20 protein-coding genes are annotated in these 23,668 nt (G+C 62.4%); 10 read left to right on the forward strand and 10 right to left on the reverse strand.

Going from position 1 to position 23,668, the window contains the following annotated elements; all coding sequences use genetic code 11:
• The first annotated feature begins 57 nt into the window (after positions 1-57).
• The 7 genes from ABDW57_RS21090 to ABDW57_RS21120 all read left to right on the forward strand — a co-directional run bounded on the left by ABDW57_RS21090 (position 58) and on the right by ABDW57_RS21120 (position 8,358).
• Complete coding sequence (locus ABDW57_RS21090) at positions 58-1,293, forward strand: extracellular solute-binding protein (RefSeq protein WP_343732122.1); 1,236 nt, start codon at positions 58-60, stop codon at positions 1,291-1,293.
• Positions 1,293-2,237 (forward strand): sugar ABC transporter permease, encoded by a 945-nt coding sequence (locus tag ABDW57_RS21095; RefSeq protein ID WP_343732123.1) that lies wholly within the window; start codon positions 1,293-1,295, stop codon positions 2,235-2,237. Before ABDW57_RS21090 ends, ABDW57_RS21095 begins: the two co-directional genes overlap by 1 nt.
• Positions 2,234-3,037 (forward strand): carbohydrate ABC transporter permease, encoded by an 804-nt coding sequence (locus tag ABDW57_RS21100; protein ID WP_343732124.1) that lies wholly within the window; start codon positions 2,234-2,236, stop codon positions 3,035-3,037. The genes ABDW57_RS21095 and ABDW57_RS21100 overlap by 4 nt, the downstream gene beginning before the upstream one ends.
• Positions 3,034-4,551 carry a beta-N-acetylhexosaminidase gene (nagZ, locus tag ABDW57_RS21105; RefSeq protein ID WP_343732125.1) on the forward strand — a complete coding sequence of 506 codons (1,518 nt, stop codon included), beginning with the start codon at positions 3,034-3,036 and terminating at the stop codon, positions 4,549-4,551. Before ABDW57_RS21100 ends, nagZ begins: the two co-directional genes overlap by 4 nt.
• A 21-nt stretch (positions 4,552-4,572) precedes the next feature.
• Entirely contained in the window at positions 4,573-5,874 is a 1,302-nt protein-coding gene (locus tag ABDW57_RS21110; RefSeq protein ID WP_343732126.1) for an MFS transporter, read from the forward strand.
• 4 nt (positions 5,875-5,878) lie between these two features.
• Positions 5,879-6,976 (forward strand): sn-glycerol-3-phosphate ABC transporter ATP-binding protein UgpC, encoded by a 1,098-nt coding sequence (ugpC, locus tag ABDW57_RS21115; RefSeq protein WP_343732127.1) that lies wholly within the window; start codon positions 5,879-5,881, stop codon positions 6,974-6,976.
• A gap of 74 nt (positions 6,977-7,050) precedes the next feature.
• Positions 7,051-8,358: a hypothetical protein gene (locus tag ABDW57_RS21120; protein ID WP_343732128.1), complete on the forward strand. Its 1,308-nt coding sequence runs from the start codon at positions 7,051-7,053 to the stop codon at positions 8,356-8,358.
• Between the two features lie 33 nt (positions 8,359-8,391).
• Here ABDW57_RS21120 and ABDW57_RS21125 read toward each other — a convergent pair whose 3' ends face one another.
• Entirely contained in the window at positions 8,392-9,597 is a 1,206-nt protein-coding gene (locus ABDW57_RS21125; protein WP_343732129.1) for a glycoside hydrolase family 18 protein, read from the reverse strand.
• Entirely contained in the window at positions 9,587-10,327 is a 741-nt protein-coding gene (locus ABDW57_RS21130) for a GntR family transcriptional regulator (RefSeq protein ID WP_343732130.1), read from the reverse strand. Before ABDW57_RS21130 ends, ABDW57_RS21125 begins: the two co-directional genes overlap by 11 nt.
• A gap of 383 nt (positions 10,328-10,710) precedes the next feature.
• On the opposite strand from ABDW57_RS21130, the gene ABDW57_RS21135 reads away from it, so the two are divergent.
• Both ABDW57_RS21135 and ABDW57_RS21140 read left to right on the forward strand, forming a co-directional pair.
• Positions 10,711-13,413 carry a TonB-dependent receptor gene (locus tag ABDW57_RS21135; RefSeq protein WP_343732131.1) on the forward strand — a complete coding sequence of 901 codons (2,703 nt, stop codon included), beginning with the start codon at positions 10,711-10,713 and terminating at the stop codon, positions 13,411-13,413.
• 57 nt (positions 13,414-13,470) lie between these two features.
• Positions 13,471-14,982: a tryptophan halogenase family protein gene (locus ABDW57_RS21140; RefSeq protein WP_343732132.1), complete on the forward strand. Its 1,512-nt coding sequence runs from the start codon at positions 13,471-13,473 to the stop codon at positions 14,980-14,982.
• Between the two features lie 58 nt (positions 14,983-15,040).
• On the opposite strand, the gene ABDW57_RS21145 is transcribed toward ABDW57_RS21140, so the two are convergent.
• A complete protein-coding gene (locus ABDW57_RS21145) occupies positions 15,041-15,946 on the reverse strand; it encodes an NAD(P)/FAD-dependent oxidoreductase (protein WP_343732133.1) in 906 nt (301 codons plus the stop codon).
• Positions 15,933-16,376: an Rrf2 family transcriptional regulator gene (locus ABDW57_RS21150; protein WP_343732134.1), complete on the reverse strand. Its 444-nt coding sequence runs from the start codon at positions 16,374-16,376 to the stop codon at positions 15,933-15,935. The genes ABDW57_RS21145 and ABDW57_RS21150 overlap by 14 nt, the downstream gene beginning before the upstream one ends.
• A 124-nt stretch (positions 16,377-16,500) precedes the next feature.
• Here ABDW57_RS21150 and ABDW57_RS21155 point away from each other — a divergent pair, with 124 nt between their 5' ends.
• The gene (locus ABDW57_RS21155; protein ID WP_343732135.1) at positions 16,501-17,406 is read left to right on the forward strand and encodes a glycosyl hydrolase; all 906 of its coding nucleotides are present in this window, start codon (positions 16,501-16,503) and stop codon (positions 17,404-17,406) included.
• Here ABDW57_RS21155 and ABDW57_RS21160 read toward each other — a convergent pair.
• The 6 genes from ABDW57_RS21160 to rplS form a co-directional block, all read right to left on the reverse strand.
• A complete protein-coding gene (locus ABDW57_RS21160) occupies positions 17,378-18,022 on the reverse strand; it encodes a PEPxxWA-CTERM sorting domain-containing protein (RefSeq protein ID WP_343732136.1) in 645 nt (214 codons plus the stop codon). The two genes, ABDW57_RS21155 and ABDW57_RS21160, sit on opposite strands and share 29 nt — an antisense overlap.
• 117 nt (positions 18,023-18,139) lie before the next feature.
• The gene (locus ABDW57_RS21165; protein ID WP_343732137.1) at positions 18,140-20,899 is read right to left on the reverse strand and encodes a pitrilysin family protein; all 2,760 of its coding nucleotides are present in this window, start codon (positions 20,897-20,899) and stop codon (positions 18,140-18,142) included.
• A 75-nt stretch (positions 20,900-20,974) separates the two neighbouring features.
• On the reverse strand, positions 20,975-21,304 hold the full coding sequence (locus ABDW57_RS21170; RefSeq protein WP_343732138.1) for a DUF3579 domain-containing protein: 330 nt from the start codon (positions 21,302-21,304) through the stop codon (positions 20,975-20,977).
• Between the two features lie 166 nt (positions 21,305-21,470).
• Positions 21,471-22,436, reverse strand: a complete 966-nt coding sequence (locus ABDW57_RS21175) for a CobD/CbiB family protein (protein WP_343732139.1) — start codon at positions 22,434-22,436, stop codon at positions 21,471-21,473.
• A gap of 52 nt (positions 22,437-22,488) precedes the next feature.
• Positions 22,489-23,160 carry a CoA pyrophosphatase gene (locus ABDW57_RS21180; RefSeq protein WP_343732140.1) on the reverse strand — a complete coding sequence of 224 codons (672 nt, stop codon included), beginning with the start codon at positions 23,158-23,160 and terminating at the stop codon, positions 22,489-22,491.
• 83 nt (positions 23,161-23,243) lie between these two features.
• Positions 23,244-23,627: a 50S ribosomal protein L19 gene (rplS, locus tag ABDW57_RS21185; RefSeq protein WP_155463638.1), complete on the reverse strand. Its 384-nt coding sequence runs from the start codon at positions 23,625-23,627 to the stop codon at positions 23,244-23,246.
• Between the last annotated feature and the right edge of the window lie 41 nt (positions 23,628-23,668).

Here is a 23,668-nt window from a genome sequence, read left to right on the forward strand (position 1 = left end):
CCGGGACCCATAGAACGCGTGCCTGCACGCTCAGCATGGATCCCGGCTTTCGCCGGGATGACGGCGGCGACGGCGCTACTGCTGGCGGCCAACGCCTGCGCCGCCGACCACATCGAGTTCTGGACCTTCAGCATGAAGCCCAAGTTCACGCCCTACTACGAGACGCTGGTGAAAAACTACGAAGCAGCGAATCCCGGCGTGAAGGTCGAGTGGGTGGACTTCCCCTGGGACATTCTGCAAACCAAACTGGTGACGCGCATCGTCGCCGGCAAGCCGCCGGCGCTGGTCAACCTCAACGTCCCCTGGGCCGATGAATTCGCCCGCGATGGCCTGCTGATGCCGGTCGACGCACTGCTGGCCGACGCTCGCCCGCGCTACCTCGCCAGCACGCTGGAAGACCTCACCTTCAACGGCAAGGTCTACGGCTTCCCGATGTACAGCAATGTCGCGGTCATCGCCTACAACACGCAGATTTTCAAGGCTGCCGCCATTCCGCACGCGCCGCGCGATCTCGATGAACAACTGCTGTTCGCGCGCCAGATCGCCGCGCGCACCGGCAAGGCGGGTCTGTGCCCTGCCCTGTCCAAGATCGACGGCCTGATGATGCAGCAAGGCCTGGCCGTGATCCATAACGGCAAAGCCGTTTTCAATTCACCCGGCCACGTGGCGTTGATCCGCAAGCTGGCCGAGACCTACAAGGCCGGCGGCCTGCTGAAAGACGCGCTGTTCGCGGAAGATAACTTCCCCGCCGCGATCGACGCCTACAAGGGCGGCCGCCTCGGTATGCTGCTGGCGCCGCCGACGGCGGTCAAGCGCATCGAAAGCGATGCCAAAGATATCTACGCCATCACCGATGTCGCACCGGCGCCGCTTGGCCCAACCGGCATTGCCGACGGCGGCTGGCTGATTCATTTCGGCGTGCCCAAAAATGTGGACGCCAGACTGCTGCCGGCCATCGGCAAGTTTGCGCGCTACCTCACCAATGACGCCAATCAGTTGGTCTTTGCAAAGCAGGCCAGCGTCTATCCGGCGATGGCGCAGGCGGCCAATGATCCCTTCTTCACCACCGTGCCGCCGAAAGCCGGTGCCGCGGAAAAGGCCGTGGCGGCGGGCGCGGTGTCGATGCCGCATTCGCACACGCTGTACGTGGCCGGCATCACCGACTACGACGAATTGCGCCGCTATCTGGTGAAGGCGGTCGAAGCCGGCGTCACCGGCAAGCAGGACATCCAGCAGGCGCTGGACCAGGCGGTCGCGATCTGGAACAAGAAACTCGCGCAGAGGAGCCACTGATGCGCGACGCCGACCAACCCGTCGCTCCGGCGGACGCCGGAGCCCATGCTGAGCTGGCAGGCCAGCGTTCTATGGATTCCGGCGCACGCCGGAATGACGGCGTCGCGTGGCTGTTCCTGGCGCCGGCACTGGTGCTGCTGGCCGTGTTCTCCTTCTGGCCGGTGGCCTTCGGCTCGCTGCTGGCCTTCACGGACTACAGCCTGATACGCGAAACGCATTGGGTCGGGCTGGACAACTTCCGCTACATCTTCGACAACGAGATGTTCGTCACCGGCCTGAAAAACTCCCTGCTGTTCCTGCTGATGGTGCCCTTCGTGCAAATCGGCGCGCTGGGGCTGGCGGTCCTGGTCAACAACAAACTGCCCGGCATCCGCTACTTCCGCGCGGCCTTCTACGTGCCGGTGGTGACCACCGTCTCCGTAGTCGGCATCATGTGGGGCTTCATGTTCCATGAACACGGCACATTGAACTATGTGCTGCAAACCCTTCAGCTGATTAACGCGCCGGTAGGCTGGCTGTCCAACGACACCATCGCCCTGTTCGCGATCATGTTCGTTACGCTGTGGCGCGGCCTGGGCTGGTACATGGTGATGTACCTGGCCGCCCTGCAGGCCGTCCCCGCCGACATGCAGGAAGCCGCCATCCTCGACGGCGCCAACCGCTGGCAGCGGTTCTGGAAAATCACCGTGCCGATGCTGCGCCCCACCATCATGGTCTGCTCCATCCTGTCCGTGCTGGCCGCGCTGAAAGCATACCAGGAGGTCGACGTCCTCACGCAAGGCGGCCCGATGAACTCCACCTTCACCGGCCTGTATTACGCCTACGACCAGGGCCTCAAGCACCTCAAGCTGCCGCGCGCGCTGGCCGCCAGCTTCATCGTCTCCCTGCTCTGCATCGGCATCGCCCTGCTTTGCCTGCGCTGGATCAAGCCCAAACACCGATGAAGACGTTCACCCACTACCTGCTTCTGTGCGCCATCGCCGTGGTGTGCGTGTTCCCGTTCTGGTGGACGCTGGTGACCGCGCTGTCCACCGAAGGGAATATTTTCGCCTACCCGCCAACCTTCTGGCCGAAGGCACCGTCGCTAAGCAACTTCATCGAAGTATTCAACACTCTGCCGATGTGGCGCTTCTTCCTCAACTCGGTGTTCATCGCCGCCTGCACCGTATTCTGGAAACTGCTGCTGTGCTCCGCAGCCGCGTATCCGCTGGCACGCATGCAGTTCAAGGGCCGCAAGCTGGTATTCGGCTTGATCCTGGCCACGCTGGTGCTGCCGTCAGAAGTGAACTTCCTGGTCAACTTCATCACCGTCACCAAACTCAGTCTGGTCGACACCTACGCCGGCGTGATCCTGCCCAACGTGGTCAACGCGGTCGCCATCCTGCTGCTGAAACAGGCGTTCGAGGAAATCCCGCAAGACCTGATCGACGCCGCCCGCGTGGACGGCGCTTCCGAATGGATCATCTTCAGCCGCATCATGCTGCCGCTGATCGCCCCGTGGCTGGCCACGGTGGGCATTCTGACGGCGGTGGAAGCATGGAACGAATACATCTGGCCCTCGATCGTGATGAGCAAGCCGGACGAATTCCCGCTGTCGGTGGGCGTGCTGTATTTGCGCGGCACCTTCGGCAGCAGCACGCGCGTGATCGCCGCTGGGACAGTGCTGACCATTCTGCCAACGCTGGCAGCCTTCTTATTTACTCAACGATTCTTCATGCGCGGCATGGACGGAGCAGTGAAATGACAACTCAAAACGAACTACGCAAAATCGCCGGCCAACTGATTATGATCCGCTTCCCCGGCACCGTGCTGGACGCGGTCACCGCCGACTTCCTGAAAGCGAACAGCATTCGCGCCGTCTGCCTGTTCCGCGGGAACATGACCGACTCTGAACAACTGGCCAGGCTGACCGCCGACCTGCGCGCCGTCATGGGTCCTGAATCGCTGATCGCCATCGACCAGGAAGGCGGCGCCGTGGTGCGCTCGACCTGGGTGCCGGCGCCGCCGGCCGCCATGGGCCTGGGCGCGGCCGACGACACCGACCTGGCCTATCGCACCGGCGCCGCCGTGGCGCGCGCGGTAAAGGCACTGGGTTTCAACTGGAACTTCGCGCCGGTGCTGGACCTGAACAACAACCCCCACAATCCAGTGATCGCCGAACGCTCCTTCGGCGCAGAGCCGAAGCGCGCCGCTGAACTGGCGATGTCGTGGATGGCCGGCAGCCACGCGGAAGGCGTGGCCTGCTGCGTCAAGCACTTCCCCGGCCACGGCGACACCAATGTCGATTCGCACCGGGACCTGCCGACCGTAAACAAACCAGTGGAGGAACTGGACCGCCTGGAACTGGCGCCGTTCCGCATCGCCTCCGGCGCAGCGCCCGCCATGATGACCGCGCACATCGTCTATCCGACGCTGGATCCTGAGAACCCGGCCACCATGTCGCGCCGCATTCTGAACGACCTGCTGCGCGAAGAGTGGCAGTACAAAGGCATCATCATCACCGACGGCATGGACATGCACGCCATCGCCGGCCGCTACGGCGTCGGCAACGCCGCCGTGCGCGCGCTGACCGCCGGCGCCGACATGGTGATGGCGCTGGGCACCACCGAAACGCAAAACGAAACGCTGGACGCCATCGCAGCCGCCATCGCCTCGGGCGAGCTGTCGCAGGCGGCCATCGACACGCGCCTGGCGCGTTTGTCCTCGCTGGCTAAAGCCTATCCATGCAAATCCCGCTCTTACAAGGAAGACGCGGCCGACCGCGAAATCATGGCCGAAGGCTGGCGCCGCAGCCTGACCGCCTACAGCCCCGCCGCCGCAAGCGGCGCGCCGAAACAGCCGCAGCGCCCGGCCGCCGGTGCCAAGGTGCGCCTGGTGGCGCGTGCCGACGTAGTCAGCGACGGCGTCTCCGAAGCCGGCGTGCCGGCCGCCGTGGTGGCCGACTCGCTGCGCAAGCTGTACGACGTAGAACTGGTCACTTTTGCCGACGCCGATACTTTCGACTGGAGCGCATTGCCGCAGGACGGCCGCTTCACCATGCTGGCGTCCACCTCGCGCCTGCGCTACGGCCTGCACGCGCGCGACACGTGGCGTCCGGACCTGCATCTGGCGCTGTGGAATCCGTATCAGGCGCTGGATATCAACGCGCCGGCGCTGATGACCTACGGCTTCGCCCAGCCGGCGCTGGACGCCATCAACGGCTGGCTGTCCGGCCAACTGCAAGCCACCGGCAACGCACCGGTACCTGGCTTCAAATAAAGAGAACACGGGAGACTCCACATGAAAGACAACAGCCTCAATCCCAAACTCTGGGTGCCCAGCCTGTACCTCGCGCAAGGCCTGCCCTTCTTCGCGGTGGCCATCGTCGCCAACCAGATGTTGAAGAGCATGGGCGTGCCCAACGACGAGCTGAATCACTGGACCGGCTTGATCGGCTTTGCCTGGGTGTTCAAGCCATTGTGGAGTCCCTTCCTGGAACTGGTCAGCAGCAAAAAACTGGTAGTCACCTTCTTCCAGGTGTTCGGCGGCTTATGCCTGGGCGGCGTGGCGCTGGCGCTGCAGGCGCCGTTCTGGTTCGCGGCCTGCATGGTGATGCTTGCGCTGGTCGGCATCGCCTCGGCCACGCACGACATTGCGTGCGACGGCTTGTACATCACCAGCCTCGATGAAAAAGAACAGGCCAGGTATGCCGGCTGGACCGGCACTTTCTTCAACGCCGCCAAGTTCTTCACCACCGGCGCCCTGCTGCTGCTGGCCGGCCACTTCGAGAAGACGCTGGGCGTGGTGCCGGCATGGACCATCTGCTTCTGCATCCTCGGCGCCATGATGGTCGCGCTGGGGCTGTACAACGGCTGGTCGCTGCCGCTGGCGAAAAACACCGTGAGCGCCGACACCAACGCCGCCGCCATCGCCCGCACCCTGCGCGAGGTGATCGTGGAATTCTTCAGGAAGCCCGGCATCTGGGTGTCGATCGTGTTCATCATCCTGTTCCGTGCCGGCGAGGCGCAGGTGCAGTCGATCGGCCCGCTGTTCCTGCGCGAGGCGCGCAACCTCGGTGGTCTTGGCCTGAGCACCGCCGAAGTGGGTGCGGTGTATGGCACCGTCGGCACAGTGGCGTTCCTGGTCGGCTCCATCGCCGGCGGCTACTTCACATCGTGGCTGAGCCTCAAGCGCGCCATCCTGTGGCTGATCCTCGCAGTCAACCTGCCCAACATCGCCTTCTATCTGCTGTCCTACTTCCAGCCGACCGACCTGTCGATCATCGCCACCGCGTTGAGCGTGGAGATGTTCGGCTATGGCTTTGGCTTCGTCGGCCTGATCCTGTACATGATGCAGGTGGTCGCGCCGGGCAAATACCAGACCGCGCACTATGCTTTCGCCACCGGCATCATGCAACTGGGCTTTGTGCTGTTCAAGCTGTTCAGCGGCGATATCCAGATCGCACTGGGCTATCAGCACTTCTTCATCTGGGTGATGCTCTCCGCGATTCCGGTGGCGGTGTTGTCGCAGCTGATTCCAATGACTGCGCGCCCGCAGCCGGAGCAAGGGAAGCAGGCAACGCTGGCAGAACAGGTGGTGTAAGCGCATGGCCAGCGTCAGTCTCCACAACATCGTCAAGCATTACGATAAAACGCCGGTCATCCACGGCATCGACCTCGATATCGCGGATGGTGAATTCATGGTCTTTGTCGGCCCTTCCGGCTGCGGCAAGTCCACCCTGCTGCGTATGATCGCCGGACTGGAAACCATCAGTGGCGGCACGCTGCACATCGGCGGCATCCTGGCCAACGACATCGCCCCTGCACAGCGCAAGCTGGCCATGGTGTTCCAGTCCTATGCGCTCTACCCGCATATGACGGTGTACGAGAACATGGCGTTTGCGCTCAAGCTGGCCGGCCACAAGGCGGCCGAGGTGCAGGCTGCCGTGGAACGCGCAGCGGCCATTTTGCAAATCGCGCCGCTGCTCAGGCGCAAACCGAAAGAACTGTCCGGCGGCCAGCGCCAGCGCGTGGCCATTGGCCGCGCCATCGTGCGCAAGCCGGAAGTGTTCCTGTTCGACGAGCCGCTGTCCAATCTCGACGCCAGCCTGCGCGTGCAGATGCGGGTGGAACTGAGCCGTCTCCACAGCGAACTGAAAACCACCATGATCTACGTGACGCACGATCAGGTGGAGGCGATGACGCTGGGCCAGCGCATCGTGGTGTTCAACGGCGGCCGCATCGAGCAAGTGGGCACGCCGCATGAACTCTACAACGCCCCGGCGAATCTGTTCGTCGCCGGCTTCCTCGGCACGCCAAAGATGAACTTTATCCCCTGCCAGGTAGTTGCGGCCATCGGCGCGCGCGTGACGGTACGGCTGCCGGATGGCGCCAACTTGCACATCGATGATGCGGCCGGGGCGGCGCCCGGCGACCAGGTCACGCTGGGCATCCGCGCCGAGCATCTTTTCGTCGCTGCACCGCAGCATGAAGAGAATGTCATCCAGGTGGCGGTCGGCCACGTTGAGTACCTGGGCGACCAATCCATCGTGTACACCACGCTGGCTGGCCTGCCCGGCATGATCGCGGTGAAGCAGGGCGCGGAAGCGGCGCCACTGCACGCCGGCAGCCAGACGCGCGTTCACCTGCCGCCGTCGCGCTGCCGGCTGTTTGACGCCGGCGGCCGTGCACTGCAACACGGTTGAATTCGGAGTTCTAACCGGTTTTATGTAACAATACGCGGGTTTACATCCCTAATATGTTTGATTGAAGGATAACCATGTCCCATTCACGTTTTGCTCGTATCAGCCTGCTCCTGGCCGCCATCGGCCTGAACGCCGTCCCTGCCATCGTTGGCATGGCTCCAGTCCAAGCGGCTGAAGAAAAGAAAGCGCCAGAAGCACCGAAGGACACCGTCCGCCCGGAAATCTACAAACTGATCGATCCAGCGCAGACCAAGCCGCTGCTGGACGCCAAGAACTACACGGAATACCAGAGCCGCATCGACCAGGCCGCGGCCACGCCGAACCTGACCCCGTACGAAGACTTCGTGCTGAACCAGATGCGCGTACAACTGGGCCAGGCCTCGGGCAACCAGGAACTGACCATCAAGGGCCTGACCGCGATGATTGAATCCGGCCGCCTGCCGCAGGAAAACAAGCTGCGCTTCATCGACGCCATCGCCGGCATCTACTACAGCAACCTGAAAGACTACGACAACGCCATCAAATGGTTCGAGCGTTACGGCGCCGAGTCGGGCGACAAGGTCAAGCAGCGTCCATACATCGTCCGTTCGTACTTCCTGAAGAACGACTTCGCCACCGCCAAGACCGAAGCGCTAAAGGATATCGAAGCCGCCAAGGCCGCGGGTACCTCGCCAAGCAAGGACACCCTGAACCTGCTGGGCAACGTCGGCATCAAGACCAAGGACAACGAACTGTATCTGCAGGCAGTGGAAGAGCTGGCACGCTACTACCCGACCGAAGATTACTGGAACGACCTGCTGAACCGCACCCGCGGCAAGAAGACCTACAACAACCGTCTGGACCTGGACCTGGTGCGTCTGAAAGCCGTCACCGTGCCATCGAAGATGGAGCCTGAAGACTACGCCGAACAAGCCGAACTGGCGAACCTGGGCGGCTTCTTCACCGAAGCCAAGATCGCCATGGACAAAGGCTACCCAAGCGGCATCCCGGCCGGCAAGGACAAAGCCGCACTGGAAAAAATCAAGGCCACCGCCAACAAGGGCGCAGCGGACGATGCCAAAAACATCGACAGCGGCATCCCGGCAGCACAGAAGTCGAAAGACGGTGTTGGTCTGGTCAACCTGGGCTACAACTACGTCACCCTGGGCCAGTACGACAAGGGTATCGATCTGATGAAGCAAGGTATCGCCAAAGGCGTATCGAAGAATCCTGAAGACGCCAAGCTGCGCCTGGGCTACGCCCTGGCCATGGCCGGCAAGAAGGATGAATCGCTGGAAGTGCTGAAGCCGCTGGCCGCCAGCAACGACCCACGCGCCGACCTGGCCCGCTACTGGATCATGTACCAGAGCGGCCCGAAGATCGCGGCGCCTGAAGCCAAGTAATTGAAAAAGCCAGCTTTCGAGCTGGCTTTTTTTTTACTTCATCGATTCGGACAAGGTGCGCAGCAGGCTGCGTTCCTGATCGTCGGCGCTCAGTTCCCAGAACATCGCACCGCGCAGGCCCTGCTGCTTGATGTAGCGGGCCTTCTCTTTCAGCGACGCAGTATCTTCATACGTAACCCACACGCCGCTGGCGGCGTCATAGCGGTACGGCACTCTGGCCGACGCATTCCAGTAACGCTTGCCCGTCCTCAGCGCCTGCGCGTAGCCATACGAATTGCCGCCGTTGATCCCGTCCGTCGCGCCGCCCTGGCACAGCTGGTACTGGCCATCGCCCTGCGGCCCTGGTGCGCAGCCCTTCCAGCCATAACCGTAGAACGGCACGCCCATCACCAATTTGTCCGCCGCCACGCCGGCGCCAAGATAACGCTGCACTGAGCGCGACGCGTAAAAACCATCGGCCGTTACCGGGTCGCCGGCATCCGCATACAGCGCCGCGTGGTGGCCGCTGCTTTTCTCCCATGGCATGTGGTAGTCGTAGGCCATGATATTGATCCAGTCCAGACTGCGCGCCAGCTCCTTCACCCACGCACCGTCACCGACGTAATTGCCGTTGGCTCCCGCCGCGATGGTGATGCTGTAATGCTTGCCATCCTGCTTGCCGGCCGCATCAAACGCTGCGCGCAGCTCGCGCGCCCAGGTGATGAAGTTTCGCCGGTCCTCGGGACGCGCGCACACTTCGCCGGCCACACAAGGGACGCCGGCCTCGCCCGGATATTCCCAATCCAGATCCACGCCATCCAGGCCATAGCGGCGCAAAGTCTTCAACGTGGAAGCGATGAAGTTGGCGCGCGCCGGCGCCGATGCCGCCACGTTGGAAAAGCGGTTGGACCAGTTCCACCCGCCCACCGAGATCACCACCTTGAATTGCGGATTGCGCTGCTTGAGCGCCACCAGCGCACGCAGGTTGGCGCCATCCTGTGCCGCGTCGCGCCAGGCCAGCGCGCCGTTGAGCGGTTCCTGGCACGGCGCGACATCATTCACCGACGGTTCGGGATTGCCATGCTTGCCGTTCCAGCACAAATCGACAAACGCATACAAGGCCATGGTCAGCCTGCTGGCGTCCACCGCGGAGACCGGGAAGCTCTCATGCTTCCAGCCCGGGTAGTAGCCGATCACTTCAGATGCCGCCACCGGCGACAGGGCCAGCGCAGCGGCCAGCGGAATATAGTTAGCTCGCATTCAGTTCTGCCACAAAGTCATACATATCGCCACGGAAGTAGGAGCGGCAGAATTCCACCGCGCGTCCGTCGCGCAAAAAGCCGAGCCGCTCGACCGCCAGCCCGGCATCCCCTTCCTGCGCCTGCAGCAGCGTAGCCTGCTCCGCGTTCAGCAGCAGCGCCGACAAGCGCTGCAAGGCGCGCACCGGGCGGTTGCCGGCCTTTTCCAGCGCGTCGTACATGGAGACGTCCACCGCATCCAGCGAAGGCAGGCAGGAGGCGACGATGGTTGCGTATTCAAGGCACATCGGCACATCGTCGGCATAGCGCATGCGGTTGAAGCGGTACACCTTGGAGCCGGGACTGAGCCGCAAACGCATCGCCTCGTCCGGCGTGACCGTGCCTTCCGAACGCTTGAGCCACACGCTGCGCGGCGTGCGGCCGCGCGCCCGCATATCTTCCGAGAAGGAAGTCAGCTTGGCGAAGTTCTTTTCGATGCGGGTGTTGATGAAGTTGCCCGAGCCGGGCCGGCGTATCAGCACGCCCTCGCTCACCAGGCCGTCGATGGCCTTGCGCACCGTGATGCGCGAGATTTCCAGATCGGCCGCCAGCTGGCGTTCGGCCGGCAAAGCATCCTCCGGCTTGAGCAAATGGTGTTCGATGGCGGAGCGCAAGGCACGCTGCAGGCGCTGGTACAAAGGCAGGTTGCTGGTCTCATTGAGGTGCTGTCGGATGTGTACCAGTGGTGTCATTTGATCGCTTTCCATAACGATGAAGACCTCTCCTGTCTGTTTGTTCGACGATAATACCAAAAAAAGACCACTGCAAATCCACGCTCGTCGCGCCGGCCGCCAATTTTTCTGAAGATTTTCCATACAGCCTTTATCTAAAGGCTTTCTACGTGTTGCATTCGCGCACAGCCGTTTTCCATACCACCATCTATCCGGTATTACGAAATTGCCGAAAAGACACTTTGTATGCTGCATACAACATAACAAAAAAGAATTTTAAAGTGGTAGTGATCTGGTATTAAAACCCGAGTATATTGGCGTTGGATTGGTTTTGAACGTGATCTAAAAAGAAGCACATCAACAATCAGGGGGCTCGGCGGAGCCTTCTTCAACGGGAGGGAACAATGCATCACCATTCGAATAAAACTAAACTGTCCAAACTGACGCCAATCGCCACTGCGGTTGGTCTGATGATGATGGGCGCCACGATCTCAGCACACGCACAACAGGCAGCAGAAGAACCAGCATCGGTGGTTGTCACCGGTATCCGCGCTTCGCTGCAACAATCCCTGAACCAGAAGCGCAACTCCGACAGTCTGGTCGAAGTCATCACGGCGGAAGACGTCGGCAAGATGCCGGACAAGAACGTGGCGGACTCGCTGCAACGCCTGCCAGGCGTAAGCGTGGCGGCAGCTGGCGGCGGCGAAGGTTCGTTCGGCGAGAACGACCGCGTGGCACTGCGCGGCACCCCGTTCGGCCTGACCCTGACCACCTTGAACGGCCACTCGGTATCGAGCGGCGACTGGTTCGCGGACAACATCCTGGGCGGCGGCCGCAGTGTCAGCTTTACGCTGTTCCCTTCCGAGCTGATCGGCCGCGTGACGGTGCATAAGGGTTCCCAAGCCAACCTGCTGGAAGGCGGCGCCGAAGGCGTGGTCGACATCGAGACCCGCAAGCCGCTGGACTTCAAGAAAACCTTCAACGCGCAAGTCAGCGTGGGCGGCGTCCATTCGTCCAACTCCGGCGAGACCGATCCGCAACTGAGCGGCCTGGTGGCATGGAAGAACGACCAGGGCACGCTGGGCGTGCTGGTACAGGGCTTCCACCAGAAGCGCACCCTGAGCCGCGTCGGCCAGGAAAACCAGATCTGGTATGACCGCGTGGAAGCCGGCAGCCCGATCGCCAACGTGGTGCCTGGCGCCGCCGGCGCCTATGCCAACTACCTGGGCGGCACCGCCTGGTTTGAGCAGGAACGTACCCGCAAGGGCGGCCTGATCGATGTACAGATCAAGCCGAACAGCGATCTGACGCTGGATGTCACCGCCTTCCGTTCGCACCTGGACGCGCCAAACATCAACCACAACTTCATGCAATCGCTGGGCCGCTTCCTGGCGCCGTCGTGGGCTACCACCAACTTCCCGAACAGCGGCGTCTCCGGCACCCTGAGCAACGGCGTGATCACTCAGCTGACCGGCAGCGTGCCAGCCAACTGCACCGCCTGCGCCACCATGTCAAGCGCAGTGCAGGAGGAATTCAGCCGCCCTGTCGCGGAAAGCAAATCGCAGTTCTTCGACATCGATGCCAAATGGCGCGTCAACGAGAACCTGACCCTGAAGGGCCGCATCGGCACCACCAAAGGCGTCGGCAACACCGTCAGCGGCGCACTGGGCGTATGGATGCCATGGACCGGCGGCAGCTACACCATCAAGGACGCCGGCTCGCCAGTGATCTACAACATCCCTGGCGCCGACAAGTTCTCGATCGGCGGCATGCAGGCCACGCCATACACCTACGGATCGCATGTGACTGCGAACGATAAGGAAACCTACGGTGAACTGAGCGGCACCCTGCGCACCGAATGGGGCGCGGTGAACTCGCTGCAATTCGGCGGCCGCGTGGCGGAGCACAAGCGCGACCTGACCGCAATCGGCATCAACGCCCTGCCGGGTCTGGACTCGGTGGCCAACCTGCCGATGTCGGGCCTGACCGCCTTCCCGGACGACTTCAAGGATCTGGGCGCGAACGGCGCCGGCTACTGGACCTTCTCGCGTGATGCCGTCAATGGCTGGCTGTCGAAATACGGCAGCTACTCGGGCAATCTGCGTCAGAATGAATTCACCATCAAGGAACCAACCCAGTCGGCCTTCGTGATGGCGAACTTCGCCGCCGAGAGCCTGTCGGGTAACTTCGGCCTGCGCGTGGTGCACACCACCGAGGAAGTGAACCGTTATGAAGTCGGCCCATCGGGCGGTTTCGAGCCTAAGCGCTACAGCAACGGCTACCTGGACTTCCTGCCAAGCGCGAACTTCCGCCTGGACGTGACCAAGGATCTGGTGGCCCGCTTCGGCACCAGCCGCACCATGGCCCGTCCTGAGCTGGGCATGATGGCCGGCGTCGACCTGCGCGACGTGCAGGGCACCGGCAACGTCGGCAACCCCAACCTGCGTCCGATCCGCGCCAACAACTACGATCTGGGCCTGGAGTGGTACTTCGCGCCGAAATCGCTGCTGTCGGCCGGCGCCTTCTACTCGGCACTGGACGGCTACGTAACCTACGGCTCCAGCACCGCCACCTTCTACAACCAGCTGGAGAAGAAGAACACGGTGTACCAGGTGTCGACCCCGGTCAACACCACCGCCGAAGTGAAGGGCCTGGAGTTCTCGTATGTGCAGGAACTGCCGAAAGGCTTTGGCATCAACGCCAACTACACCTACACCCTGGGCAAGGAAACCGGCAAAGCGCCTGGTTCGCCATGCGGCAACCTGACCGCGCCGGACTGCACCCTGATCGGCACCTCGAAGAACGCCTACAACGTCGGTCTGTTCTACGAGCAGGACAAGCTGAGCGCGCGTCTGACCTACAGCTGGCGTTCGGGCTTCCTGAACGGCACCAGCCGTAACAGCGCCGCCTTCCAGGCACCGATCGGCACGCTGTCGGCCTCGCTGGCTTACCAGATCAACGAGAACTACAGCATCACCCTGGACGGCAAAGACCTGAACAACCCGCTGGTGCGTTCGGTTATTCACAACCCAGGCGCGATGGACCTGCCAGGTTCGCTGTACAAGAACGGCCGCCAGATCTACCTGACCTTGCACGCCAAGTACTAAGCCGCAGTCAAAACGGGGCCTTCGCGCCCCGTTTTTTTTTAACACAGACTACCGATCATGAACGTGACCACGCCTCCCAAGAAAATCATCATCGTCGGCGGCGGCAGTGCCGGCTGGATGACCGCGCTGATGTACGGCGATTCCCTGATCAAGCGCGGCGTCGAGATCCTGGTGCTGGAATCGCCCAGCGTGGGCGTGATCGGCGTCGGCGAAGGCTCAACGCCGGCGCTCAAGCGCTACTTCGACAGCCTGGGCATCGCGGAGTCCGAATGGATGCCGGCCTGTAACGCCACCTACAAATGCGGCATCACGTTCGACGGCTGGTCCACCAGGCCGGGCTACCAGAGCTACTTCCACCAGTTTGCCACCATGGTCGACAACCTGACCCTGCCGAACTTCATGGAGAATGTCCACGCGCGCCAGCGCGGCGCCAACGTCGACGCCCGCCCCAACCGCTATTTCCTGTCGTCGCGCCTGAGCGACGATTGCCTGGCGCCGAAAGCGTCCGACAACTTCCCCTTCTTCACCACCTACGGCTACCACTTCGACGCCACCTTGCTGGGCCAGTTCCTGCAGCAGCGCGCCACCGCACTGGGCGTCCAGCACAAGGTCTGCCACGTCACGCACGCGGTGATGAACGAGCGCGGCGATATCGCCGCTGTCGCCACCCAGGAAGGCGAGCAGCTGGCGGCCGACTTCTTCATCGACTGCTCCGGCTTCTCCGCTCTGCTGATCGGCAAAACGCTGGAGACGCCATTTGTCAGCTATGCCGACAACCTGTTCAACGATGCCGCCATCGCTATGCCGAGCGGGATCGGCGACAAAATCCCGACCCAGACCGTATCGACCGCCATGCGGCATGGCTGGGCGTGGAAAATCCCGCTGACCAACCGCTATGGCAACGGCTACGTGTACAGCTCCGCGTTTGTGTCGGCCGACGAAGCCGAACGCGAACTGCGCGCCAGACTGGGCCTGCTGGAATCAGACACGCCGGCGCGCCACCTGAAGATGAAACTGGGCCGCGTGACCAAACACTGGAACCGCAACGTGCTGGCGGTCGGCCTGTCGCAAGGCTTCCTTGAACCGCTGGAAGCGACCGCGCTGTACCTGACCCAGATGACCGCGGCGATCTTCCTGCTGTTCCTCGAAAAAGGCGATTTGAGCGAGCGCGCCCAGGACCTGTACAACCAGGAAATCCACAACTACTTTGATGGCCATCGCGACTATATCGTGGCCCACTACAAGACCAACAGCCGCAGCGACACGCCCTACTGGCGCGCCAATGCGGAAAATCTCGGCACCGTGTCCGACTCGCTGAAGAGCATCTTCCAGACCTGGATCGAGGGCAAGGATCTGGCGGCGGAAATCCGTCGCCAGGACATCGAGCGCTATTACCCGGTCGGCTCCTGGTATGCGCTGCTGGCCGGCATGGGCTCCTTCCCTCAAATCGAGGCGACGCCCGGGCCGGACAGGCTGGCGCCGCTGGACGATTTCATGCGCCGCTGCGCCCTCAACTTCCGTGATCACCGCACCGTGCTGAATGAGCTGGGGCAGACGCCCGCTGCGTAACCGCTTCATTGTGTAGTCTGTTTCCCGCCATGGCTCCCCCGGCCTGGCGGGATTTTTTTTACGCCGCAGCCGCGCCAAAGATCAGCGAATGGTGCGCGCCGACGCCGGCCATGGCGCCGTCGGCCACCGCCAGCGCCACGCTGCCCGCCATGCGCGCAGCGTCGCCGCACACATAGACGCCGGCGATGCTGCTTGCCTTGGTCATGTCGGTGCGGACGTAGCTGCCCATCGGGCCTTGCTCCATATCGCAACCCAGCTGCTCCGCCAGCGGACTGGCGCTATGCAGGCGGCTGAGCACAAACAAGCCCGCCTGTTCCAGTGCGCGGCCATCCTGCAGTTCAACCGTGGCCACGCCGCTGATGGCGCGCAGCGGCGTGCGTTCAACCGTGACGCCCCGCTGCGCCAGCTTGCCCAGTTGCTCTTCGTCCGGCTCAAAAGCGCCGTTGAGGAACAGCGTCACCGTGCCCCAGTCGGGCAGCATCAGCGCATGGTGCATCGACAGCGCGCTGGTTGCCAGTACGCCGATGCGGCCCTGCTCCAGTTCATAGCCATGGCAGTACGGGCAGTGAAACACGCTGCTGCCCCAGCGCTCGGCCAGGCCCGGCACGGCCGGCAATTCATCGACCATGCCGGTGGCCAGCACCAGCCGCCGGGCGCGGAAGCTGGCGCCATCGGCGGTAGCGACGTCAAAGCCGTCATCCGCCGCAGCGGCCTGCGTGGCCGCGCCTTCCAGCCATTGCACGGTCGGATATTTCATCAGTTGCGCCTTGCCGTCAGCGGCGATGGCAGCCGCCTCGCGCCCATCCTGGCCAAGAAAGCCGTGCGAATGCAGGGCGTAACGATTGCGGCGCTGCCCGGCGTCGATCACCAGCACGCGGCGGCGTGCGCGCGCCAGTTGCGTGGCGGCCGAAATACCGGCATAGCTGCCGCCAATCACGGCGACGTCAAATTCATCGATGCTCATGGTGCACTCCTTTGTGATGTGTATTGAAACTGGCCGACAACTGCGCCAGCGTGACGTTGCGGAAGCGCGAAATCAGCAAGGCCTCGGCCTCGTCGAAGGCACTGCCCAGCGCTTCGTTGACGGCGCGCTCCACCAGACATTGCGGATGCTCGTCGCGGTTCCCCATCGCGAATACGGTGGGGGCACCCAACGCTTCGTAGATGTCGTATAGCGTCACCTTGTGCAGATCACAGGTGATGCTCCAGCCGCCGCCGTGGCCCTTGTCGGAGCCGACATAGCCGCGCTCACGCAAGCCCGCCAGCACGCGCCGCACCAGCACGGGATTGGTACCGAGGAAGCCCGCCAGCTCTTCGGAGGTGAATGGCCTGTCGCCGTGCGCCATGTGCAGCAGCACGTGCAGAATGGAGGATAATTTGCTGTCTCGTCTCATGTAACTAATGATAGTACATAATCGCAAAACGTGCACGCAACCCGCTAAACACATGCTCAAAATGGCAAAGTGATTGTCGCCGGCGCACGGCGGCGCTACATTGGACGGCATGAGATACCTTCCCTTGCTTCTGGCTCTGATCCTGCCGCTGGCCAGCGCGGCGCCGCGTGATGTGAAAACCCAGGCGGTCTACGATTACCTGCTCGGCATCTGGGGCAAGCAAACGCTTGCCGGCCAGGCCGACCTGACCTGGCGCGACGCCACCGACATGGCGCAGCGCGTGCATGACGACACCGGCAAATATCCGGCGCTGATGGGCTATGACTTCATGAACTATGTCGACGCCACCGAAGGCGATGGAAGGCATCAGACCGAAGAGGCCATTGCCTGGGACGCCAAGGGCGGCCTGGTGTCCTTCCACTGGCACTGGCGCATCGGCAACGGCAAGTTCTACACCAAAGAGACGCCCTACCGCCTGCCGGCGGCCGACTACCGCCAGATCGACGCGGACATCGACCGCATCGCAGTGGAGCTCAAGCGCCTGCAGGACGCCAAGGTCCCGGTGCTATGGCGTCCGCTGCATGAGGCGTCCGGCGGCTGGTTCTGGTGGGGTACTTCGCGCGAGGGCTACATCCAGCTCTGGCGCCACATGTATGAGCGCCTGACAAAGACGCATGGCCTGCACAACCTGATCTGGGTATGGAATGGACAAGACCCGGCCTGGTATCCGGGCGACGATGTGGTGGACCTCACCGGCTACGACGTCTACGAAAACAACTACGCCGAAGCATGGCGCAAGACCGCGCTACACGGCAAGCCGGTGGCGCTGTCCGAAACCAGCCATATTCCCGATCCGGTGGATGGCCAGCGCTGGCTGTGGTTCATGGTGTGGAACGATGGCGCCGGTCCTGCAGGCGTCACCAGCCCGGATAATTTCTGGACCGGTGAACACCACAACACCAACGCCCACAAGCGCAAGATCTATAGCGATCCGAACGTGATTACGCTTGAGCGGCTGCCGAAGTTTTAGCAGCGCGACGACGGGCCGCCATGCCCACCAATGCCAGGCCGCCCAGCATCATTGCGTAGGTTTCCGGTTCCGGCACGGCCGCCAGGATGAAGGCGTGGTTATCGGTTTCCATCGGATTGATGGTGTTGAATTCAATGCGCGTGAACACGCTGCCGGCGGTCGAGTACAAGCCGAGGTAATAGCTGCCGCCCACCGCGCCGGATGGCACCAGGCTTGCCAGTTCGCCTTCTGCGTACACGCGCGAGGTGCCGTCGCTGCTGTACACGGTCAGCGTGTTGCTGGCGTCGGCCGAACCGAGATAGAAACCGAAGTAGCTGGCGCCAAAGCCGCTGTCAAAGGTGACGGTGGTGCTGCCGCCGCAGCAGCCGGTGCGCAGGTATTTGGTGGTGTCGAAGGCTGGCGCCTCGTAGTTGTTCTGTTCCGAACCGGAGACCAGGTTCAGGCCTTCATAGTGAATGCCGGCCGGGATGTCGCTATCAAAGGTGACGGTGGTCGGCGGCGCGATTGGCGTGAACTGGCCGGCGGTGATCTGGGTTTTGGCTTCGTTGACGGCCGCGTTGGCGCCGATGGTCAACACCGACAGCAGCGCTGCCAGCAATGGTTTGCAAATACGCATAGGGAGATTTCCATAGTGGTTAATGAACAATATTATTGAATCATTTTCATCCCCCGGACGTAAAGCAGCCCATGTAGCACAAACGTGCTACATGGGCTGCAAATAAACCATTTGACGTTACGGCTTCTGGGCGGCGGCTGCGGCTTTGGCTTTGGCTTCATCGCCCGCCACCGCTACCGACAGCTTGTTCGGATCGATGTACTTGCGGAAGGCGGCGTTGACCTGTGCCAGCGTGGCTGCTTTCAGCTTGGTCTCGTAGTCCTTGCTCCAGGTGTAGGTGCGGCCCAGGTACAGGTTGCGGGTCCAGCCCGAGGCCACCACGTTATCCTTGGCGCGGTTCTGCAGGCGTTGTTGCAGCAGGCCCGATTTGGCGCCATCCAGCTCCGCTTGCGTGAAGCCGTCCTTCAGCGCGCGCTCCAGTTCTTCCTTGATCGCCGCTTCCAGCTTCTTCAGGTTCTGCGGCGCGGCGATGGCGCCCATGCCGAAGGCGCCGGCGCGGTCTTCATCGCCCGCGTGCACGCCGCTGCCGCCGCCGTAGGACAGGCCATCCTTCTGGCGGATGCGGTCCATCAGGCGTGATTTCAGCGCGCCGCCGCCGAACATGTAGTTGGCCAGGTCGAGCAGCGGATAGTCGGCGTCGTTGACGTTCAGGTCGAGCGGCTGGCGCGCGCTGTAGGAACCGTTTTCCTTGTCCGGCGCATTCAGCGACACATGCAACGGCGCCTTTTCCACATTGGTGTTCAGGATCGGCGCATACGAGACCTTGCTGTTCCAGCCGGTGAAGCTTTCATCGATGGTCTTGCTGATGGCGGCCTTGTCGAAGTCGCCGACGATCGCCAGCTCGCCGTGGCTGGCGCCATAGAACTCACGGTGGTAGGCAATCACGTCTTCCAGTTTCAGTGCCTTCACCGCTTCCAGCTTCTCGGCGGTGGTCATGGCATAGCGGATGTCGCCTTTCGGGTAGTGGTTGAAGTGCTGCTCGATGGCTTCATTGGCCAGCACCTGCGGCTCGCTGCGCGAGTATTCCAGGCCGACGATCCACTGCTGGCGCAACTGCTCGAACTCGGCCTGCGGGAAGCTGGCGTCCTTCAGGATGTGCGCCACCAGGCGCAGCGCGGCGTCCAGATTCGGACCGGTGGTTTCAAAGTTGTACGGGGTGCCGGTGATCTTCAGTTTGGAGAAGGCATCGGCCAGCTGCTCGCGCGTGTACTTGCTGGTGCCGCGCGTCAACATCTCGTTGGCAATGGTGCCCGCCATCCATTTGTTGGTCAGATTCTTTTCGTCGCCCCAGTGCAGGCTGAGATTCACGGCCACGGTTTCGCCGCGGTTCTTCTTCGGCAGCAGCGCCACTTTCAGGCCGCCGATGGTCTTGATCTCGGTGCGGGCGTTGATGTTGTCCTGGCTCGGATCAAACACTTCCGAAGTCAGCACGCTGTCCTTGCCCTTGAAGTCCTTCATCACCTCGGCCACCGATGGCGCGGGCGGGATGTCCGCGCGCTGCGGATTGTCTTCCGGGATGAACTCACCCACCACGCGGTTATCGCGCTTCAGGTAGCGCGCCGCCACCTCGGCCACCTGCTGCGAGGTGATGCTGGGCAGCTTGTCGCGGCCGGCGAACAGCAGGCGCCAGTCGCCCAGCGAGACCTCTTCCGACAAGGTCACGCCCACGCGCTGCGGATCGTTGAGCGACTTCTCGATGTAGTTGGCGAAGTTGCGGCGGGTGCGCTCCATCTCTTCTTCGGTCGGCGGCGTTTTGGCGAAGCTCTCCACCGCGTCGGTCAGCGCCTGGCGCACCGGTTCCAGCGGCTGGCCCGACTTGACCACGGCGCCAATGATCTGCAGGCCCGGCGCGTAGCCGGTCATGCCAAAGCTGAACACCTGCGCGGCCTTGCCGCTTTCCACCAGCTGCTTGTGCAGGCGGCCGGTCGGCTCGTCGCCCAGGATTTGCGACATGAAGCTGATCGCATCGCTGTCGGCCTGCAGCGCGCTTGGAATCTTGTAGCCCAACGCGACAATCTGCACGTCGCCCTTGCGGCGCACGGTGAAGCTGCGCTCACCGTCCTGGGTCGGCTCGACGGTCCAGAATGGCGGCAGCACGCGCTTCGGCTTTGGAATCTTGCCGAAGGAATTGGTGATCCACGACAGCGTCTGCGCCGGATCGAATTTGCCGGCCACCAGCAGCACGGCGTTGTCCGGCTGGTAGTAGGTCTTGTAGAAAGCCTGCAGGTTCTCGATCTTGACGTTCTCGATATCGCTGCGGTTACCAATGGTCGAGCGGCCATATGAATGCCAGTCGTAGGCGATGCTCTGCATGCGCTTCAGCAGCACGCCGAACGGGCTGTTCTCCCCCGCTTCGTATTCGTTGCGGACCACGGTCATTTCCGAGTCCAGATCCTTGCGCGAGACGAAGGAGTTGACCATGCGGTCGGCTTCCATCTCCAGCGCCCACTTCAGGTTCTCGGGGCTGGCCTGGAACACCTCGTAGTAGTTGGTGCGGTCGTTGGCGGTGGTGCCGTTGAATTCCATGCCGCGATCGGCAAACTCTTTTGGAATCGCCTTGTTCTTGGGCGAGCCCTTGAACAGCATGTGCTCCAGCAGGTGCGCCATGCCGGTCTCGCCGTAGTTCTCGTGGCGCGAACCGACCAGGTAGGTGACGTTGACGGTGACGGTCGGCTTGGAGGCGTCCGGGAACAGCAGCACTTTCAGGCCGTTTGGCAACCGGTACTCGGTGATGCCTTCGACCGATGGCCCTTTCACCACGCCGGCCGGCAGCTTGACGGCAGGTTCGGCAGCCCAGGCAGTGCCGGTGGCAACAAAGGACATCCCGCACAGCAGGAGGCTGGCGGCGGCGGCGTGTTTCAGACGGCTGTTGTTCATATTCTCTCTCGAAAAAAGATCAGAACACGCAGCATACGCCCACCCGGCGGGCGTGGGTAGATACTTAAGGAAAAATTAATTCTTTTCGGGAACGAGGCAGGCGTCGACCACTTGCAAATCGTTGTCCTTGGCGAAGGACAGCACGAAGTGATAGGCCATCGGTTCGAGCTGGCGCAGCTTGCCGTTGACCACCACCGATTTGACGCCGTTGACCACGGTCGGGGTCACGTACGGCGAGAACTGCAGGTGGGAATCGCGGCCGCCGCCGGAGCCTTCCGGCTTGAAGCAGGCCATCACACCGCACAGGCGCTCAGCCCAGTCGCTGGGACGGAACTGCCTGCCATTGCTGGTTTGGCCAAGGATGAAGAACGAATCTTGCTGTTCTGCCGGTTTTTGAACTGACATAGGCGCGGCTGCTTCTGCGTAGAGGAGGAAGGAATCTTACGTATTATATCTTATAGAAGACCTAAATAAGTAAGCCCTTGATAAAGCACGTCTTTTTCAAGGAGTATCCTACTTTGGTGCAGAAAAACTGCCTCCTGCACCAAGGCAATGCGCTATTGTACCCTGCTTACGGCGATCCCCCGAGCCAAACAGCGCTCGACAGCAGCAGCAGCAACATCATCCACAACAGCAGCGCGCGCCAGACCAGGCCGACGGTGCTTTGCAGGGCGCGGATATTCGGCTCGTCGCCCGGCATCACGTCCGGCTCGACCTCGACATCGACCGTGGTGGCATCGACAAATTGCGCCTTGACGGCGTTTTCCGCCGGCGTGCCGAGGCGCACGCCCATGGCGCCGCCGCCGGCCGACAGGATGATGCCGATCGCTTCATTCGACCAGCGGTGGGCGAAATTGCGCCAGGCGTAGATTGCGTCTTCGAAGTTGCCGACCACGGCAAACGCCACGGCGGTCAGGCGCACCGGAATCCAGTCGATCCAGTAAAAGGCGCGCGCGGCAAACTGGCCGAAAGCCTCGTTGCGCATGTGCTCAGGCTCGTTCCAGGCGCGCGCCAGGTGCTCGGCCACGCGGTACATCACGGCGCCGGCCGGGCCGAGCGGCATCAGGAACCAGAAGAACACGCCAAACACATTGCGGTGCGTGGTCACCAGCGACTTTTCCACCGCAATGCGGGTGATCTCGGACACTTCCATGCCGACCGTGTCCAGCCTGGTCCACTCGGCCAGCAGCGCGCGCGCGGCCGCCTCGTCGCCGGCATTCAGGGCCAGCTGGATCGAGGTGAAATAGTGGCTGTAATGGCGGAAGCCCAGCGTCAGGTAGACAATCAGCACATTCCAGGCAAACGCCGCCAGGAACCAGTCGTAGTGGCGCAGCACCCAGTAGATGGCCGCGGTCGGGATCATCAGGATGGCCATCATCAGGAACCAGCCCAGGCGGCCGTGGGTCGAGTGGCCGGCGTTAAACCAGGTCTCCATCCGCAACGCCAGCGACTTGATCTCGGCGTAAATCGGATTGTCTGCGCGCAGCGGTTTCATCTGCTCGATCAGCAGCGCGCATAAGATGGAAAGAAAAGTCATGTATGTCCTTAGTGTCGTCCTGCCCTTAATGGACGTTACGATAGCCTAGTTCTCACTCTGCACGCAAGAAATGGAACAGATTGCGCAGCATGCCGGCGGTGGCGCCCCAGATGTAATAACCCTCGTAGGGCATGGCGTAGAAACTGCGGCGCCCGCCCGGCAACTCGACCGACAGGCGCTGGTGGTTGGCGCCATCCATCAGGAAGGCCAGCGGCACTTCAAAGATGGCCGCCACCTCGTCCGGATCGGCGGTGACTTCAAACGGCGGCTGCAGCAGCCCCACCACTGGCGTGACGCAATAACCGGTGCCGGTCAGATACTCGGGCAAGGCGCCCAGCACTTCCACATGGCGGCGCGCCAGGCCGATTTCCTCTTCCGATTCGCGCAGCGCGGTGTCGATGGCGTCGCGGTCATAGTCTTCGGCGCGGCCGCCGGGAAAGCTGATCTGGCCGGCGTGGTCGGTCAGGTGGGCGGTGCGCTGGGTCAGCAGCAGGGTCAGCCCGGTGGGACGCTGCACCAGCGGGATCAGCACCGCAGCCGGGGTCGGCGCGCGTTCAGCGCGGCCGGGCATGACGCGTTCGCGGTCTTCCGGCGTCCAGGCGGCGGGCGGCGCGGCAAAGCGGCTGCGCAGCCAGGCCGGCGTCAGGCGCTGCGCGGGGACGGCGGCTTCGCCGGCAATGGCGTCGATGGGCAGCTGCTGCGGATCGAACGAGGGCTTGACCATGTGGAACTCCTTTGAAAACAAAAAGGCGCCAGTGGCGCCTTTCGTGGGCGCCTGCGAAGCGCCCTCTCCCAACACAACCGATATTACTCGGCTGCTTTCGCCGCTGGGCGACGGTTTGGCAGTTTTTCCTTGATACGTGCCGATTTACCGGAACGATCACGCAGGTAGTACAGCTTAGCGCGACGTACGTCACCGCGGCGTTTCACTTCGATCGAAGCGATCAGCGGCGAGTACAGCTGGAAGGTACGCTCAACGCCTTCGCCGGACGAGATCTTGCGAACGATGAAGTTCGAGTTCAGGCCGCGGTTACGACGGGAGATGACCACGCCTTCGTAAGCCTGGGCGCGCTTGCGGGTGCCTTCGACTACGTTCACGTTGACCACCACGGTATCGCCAGGAGCAAACTCAGGGATGTTTTTGCCCAGGCGAGCGATTTCTTCTTGCTCAAGTTGTTGAATCAGGTTCATTTTTAATGACTCCAAAAACCATCGTGCTGGCGCGCTGTAAA

This window comes from Duganella sp., assembly GCF_039595735.1.
Classification (GTDB): Bacteria; Pseudomonadota; Gammaproteobacteria; order Burkholderiales; family Burkholderiaceae_D; genus Rugamonas.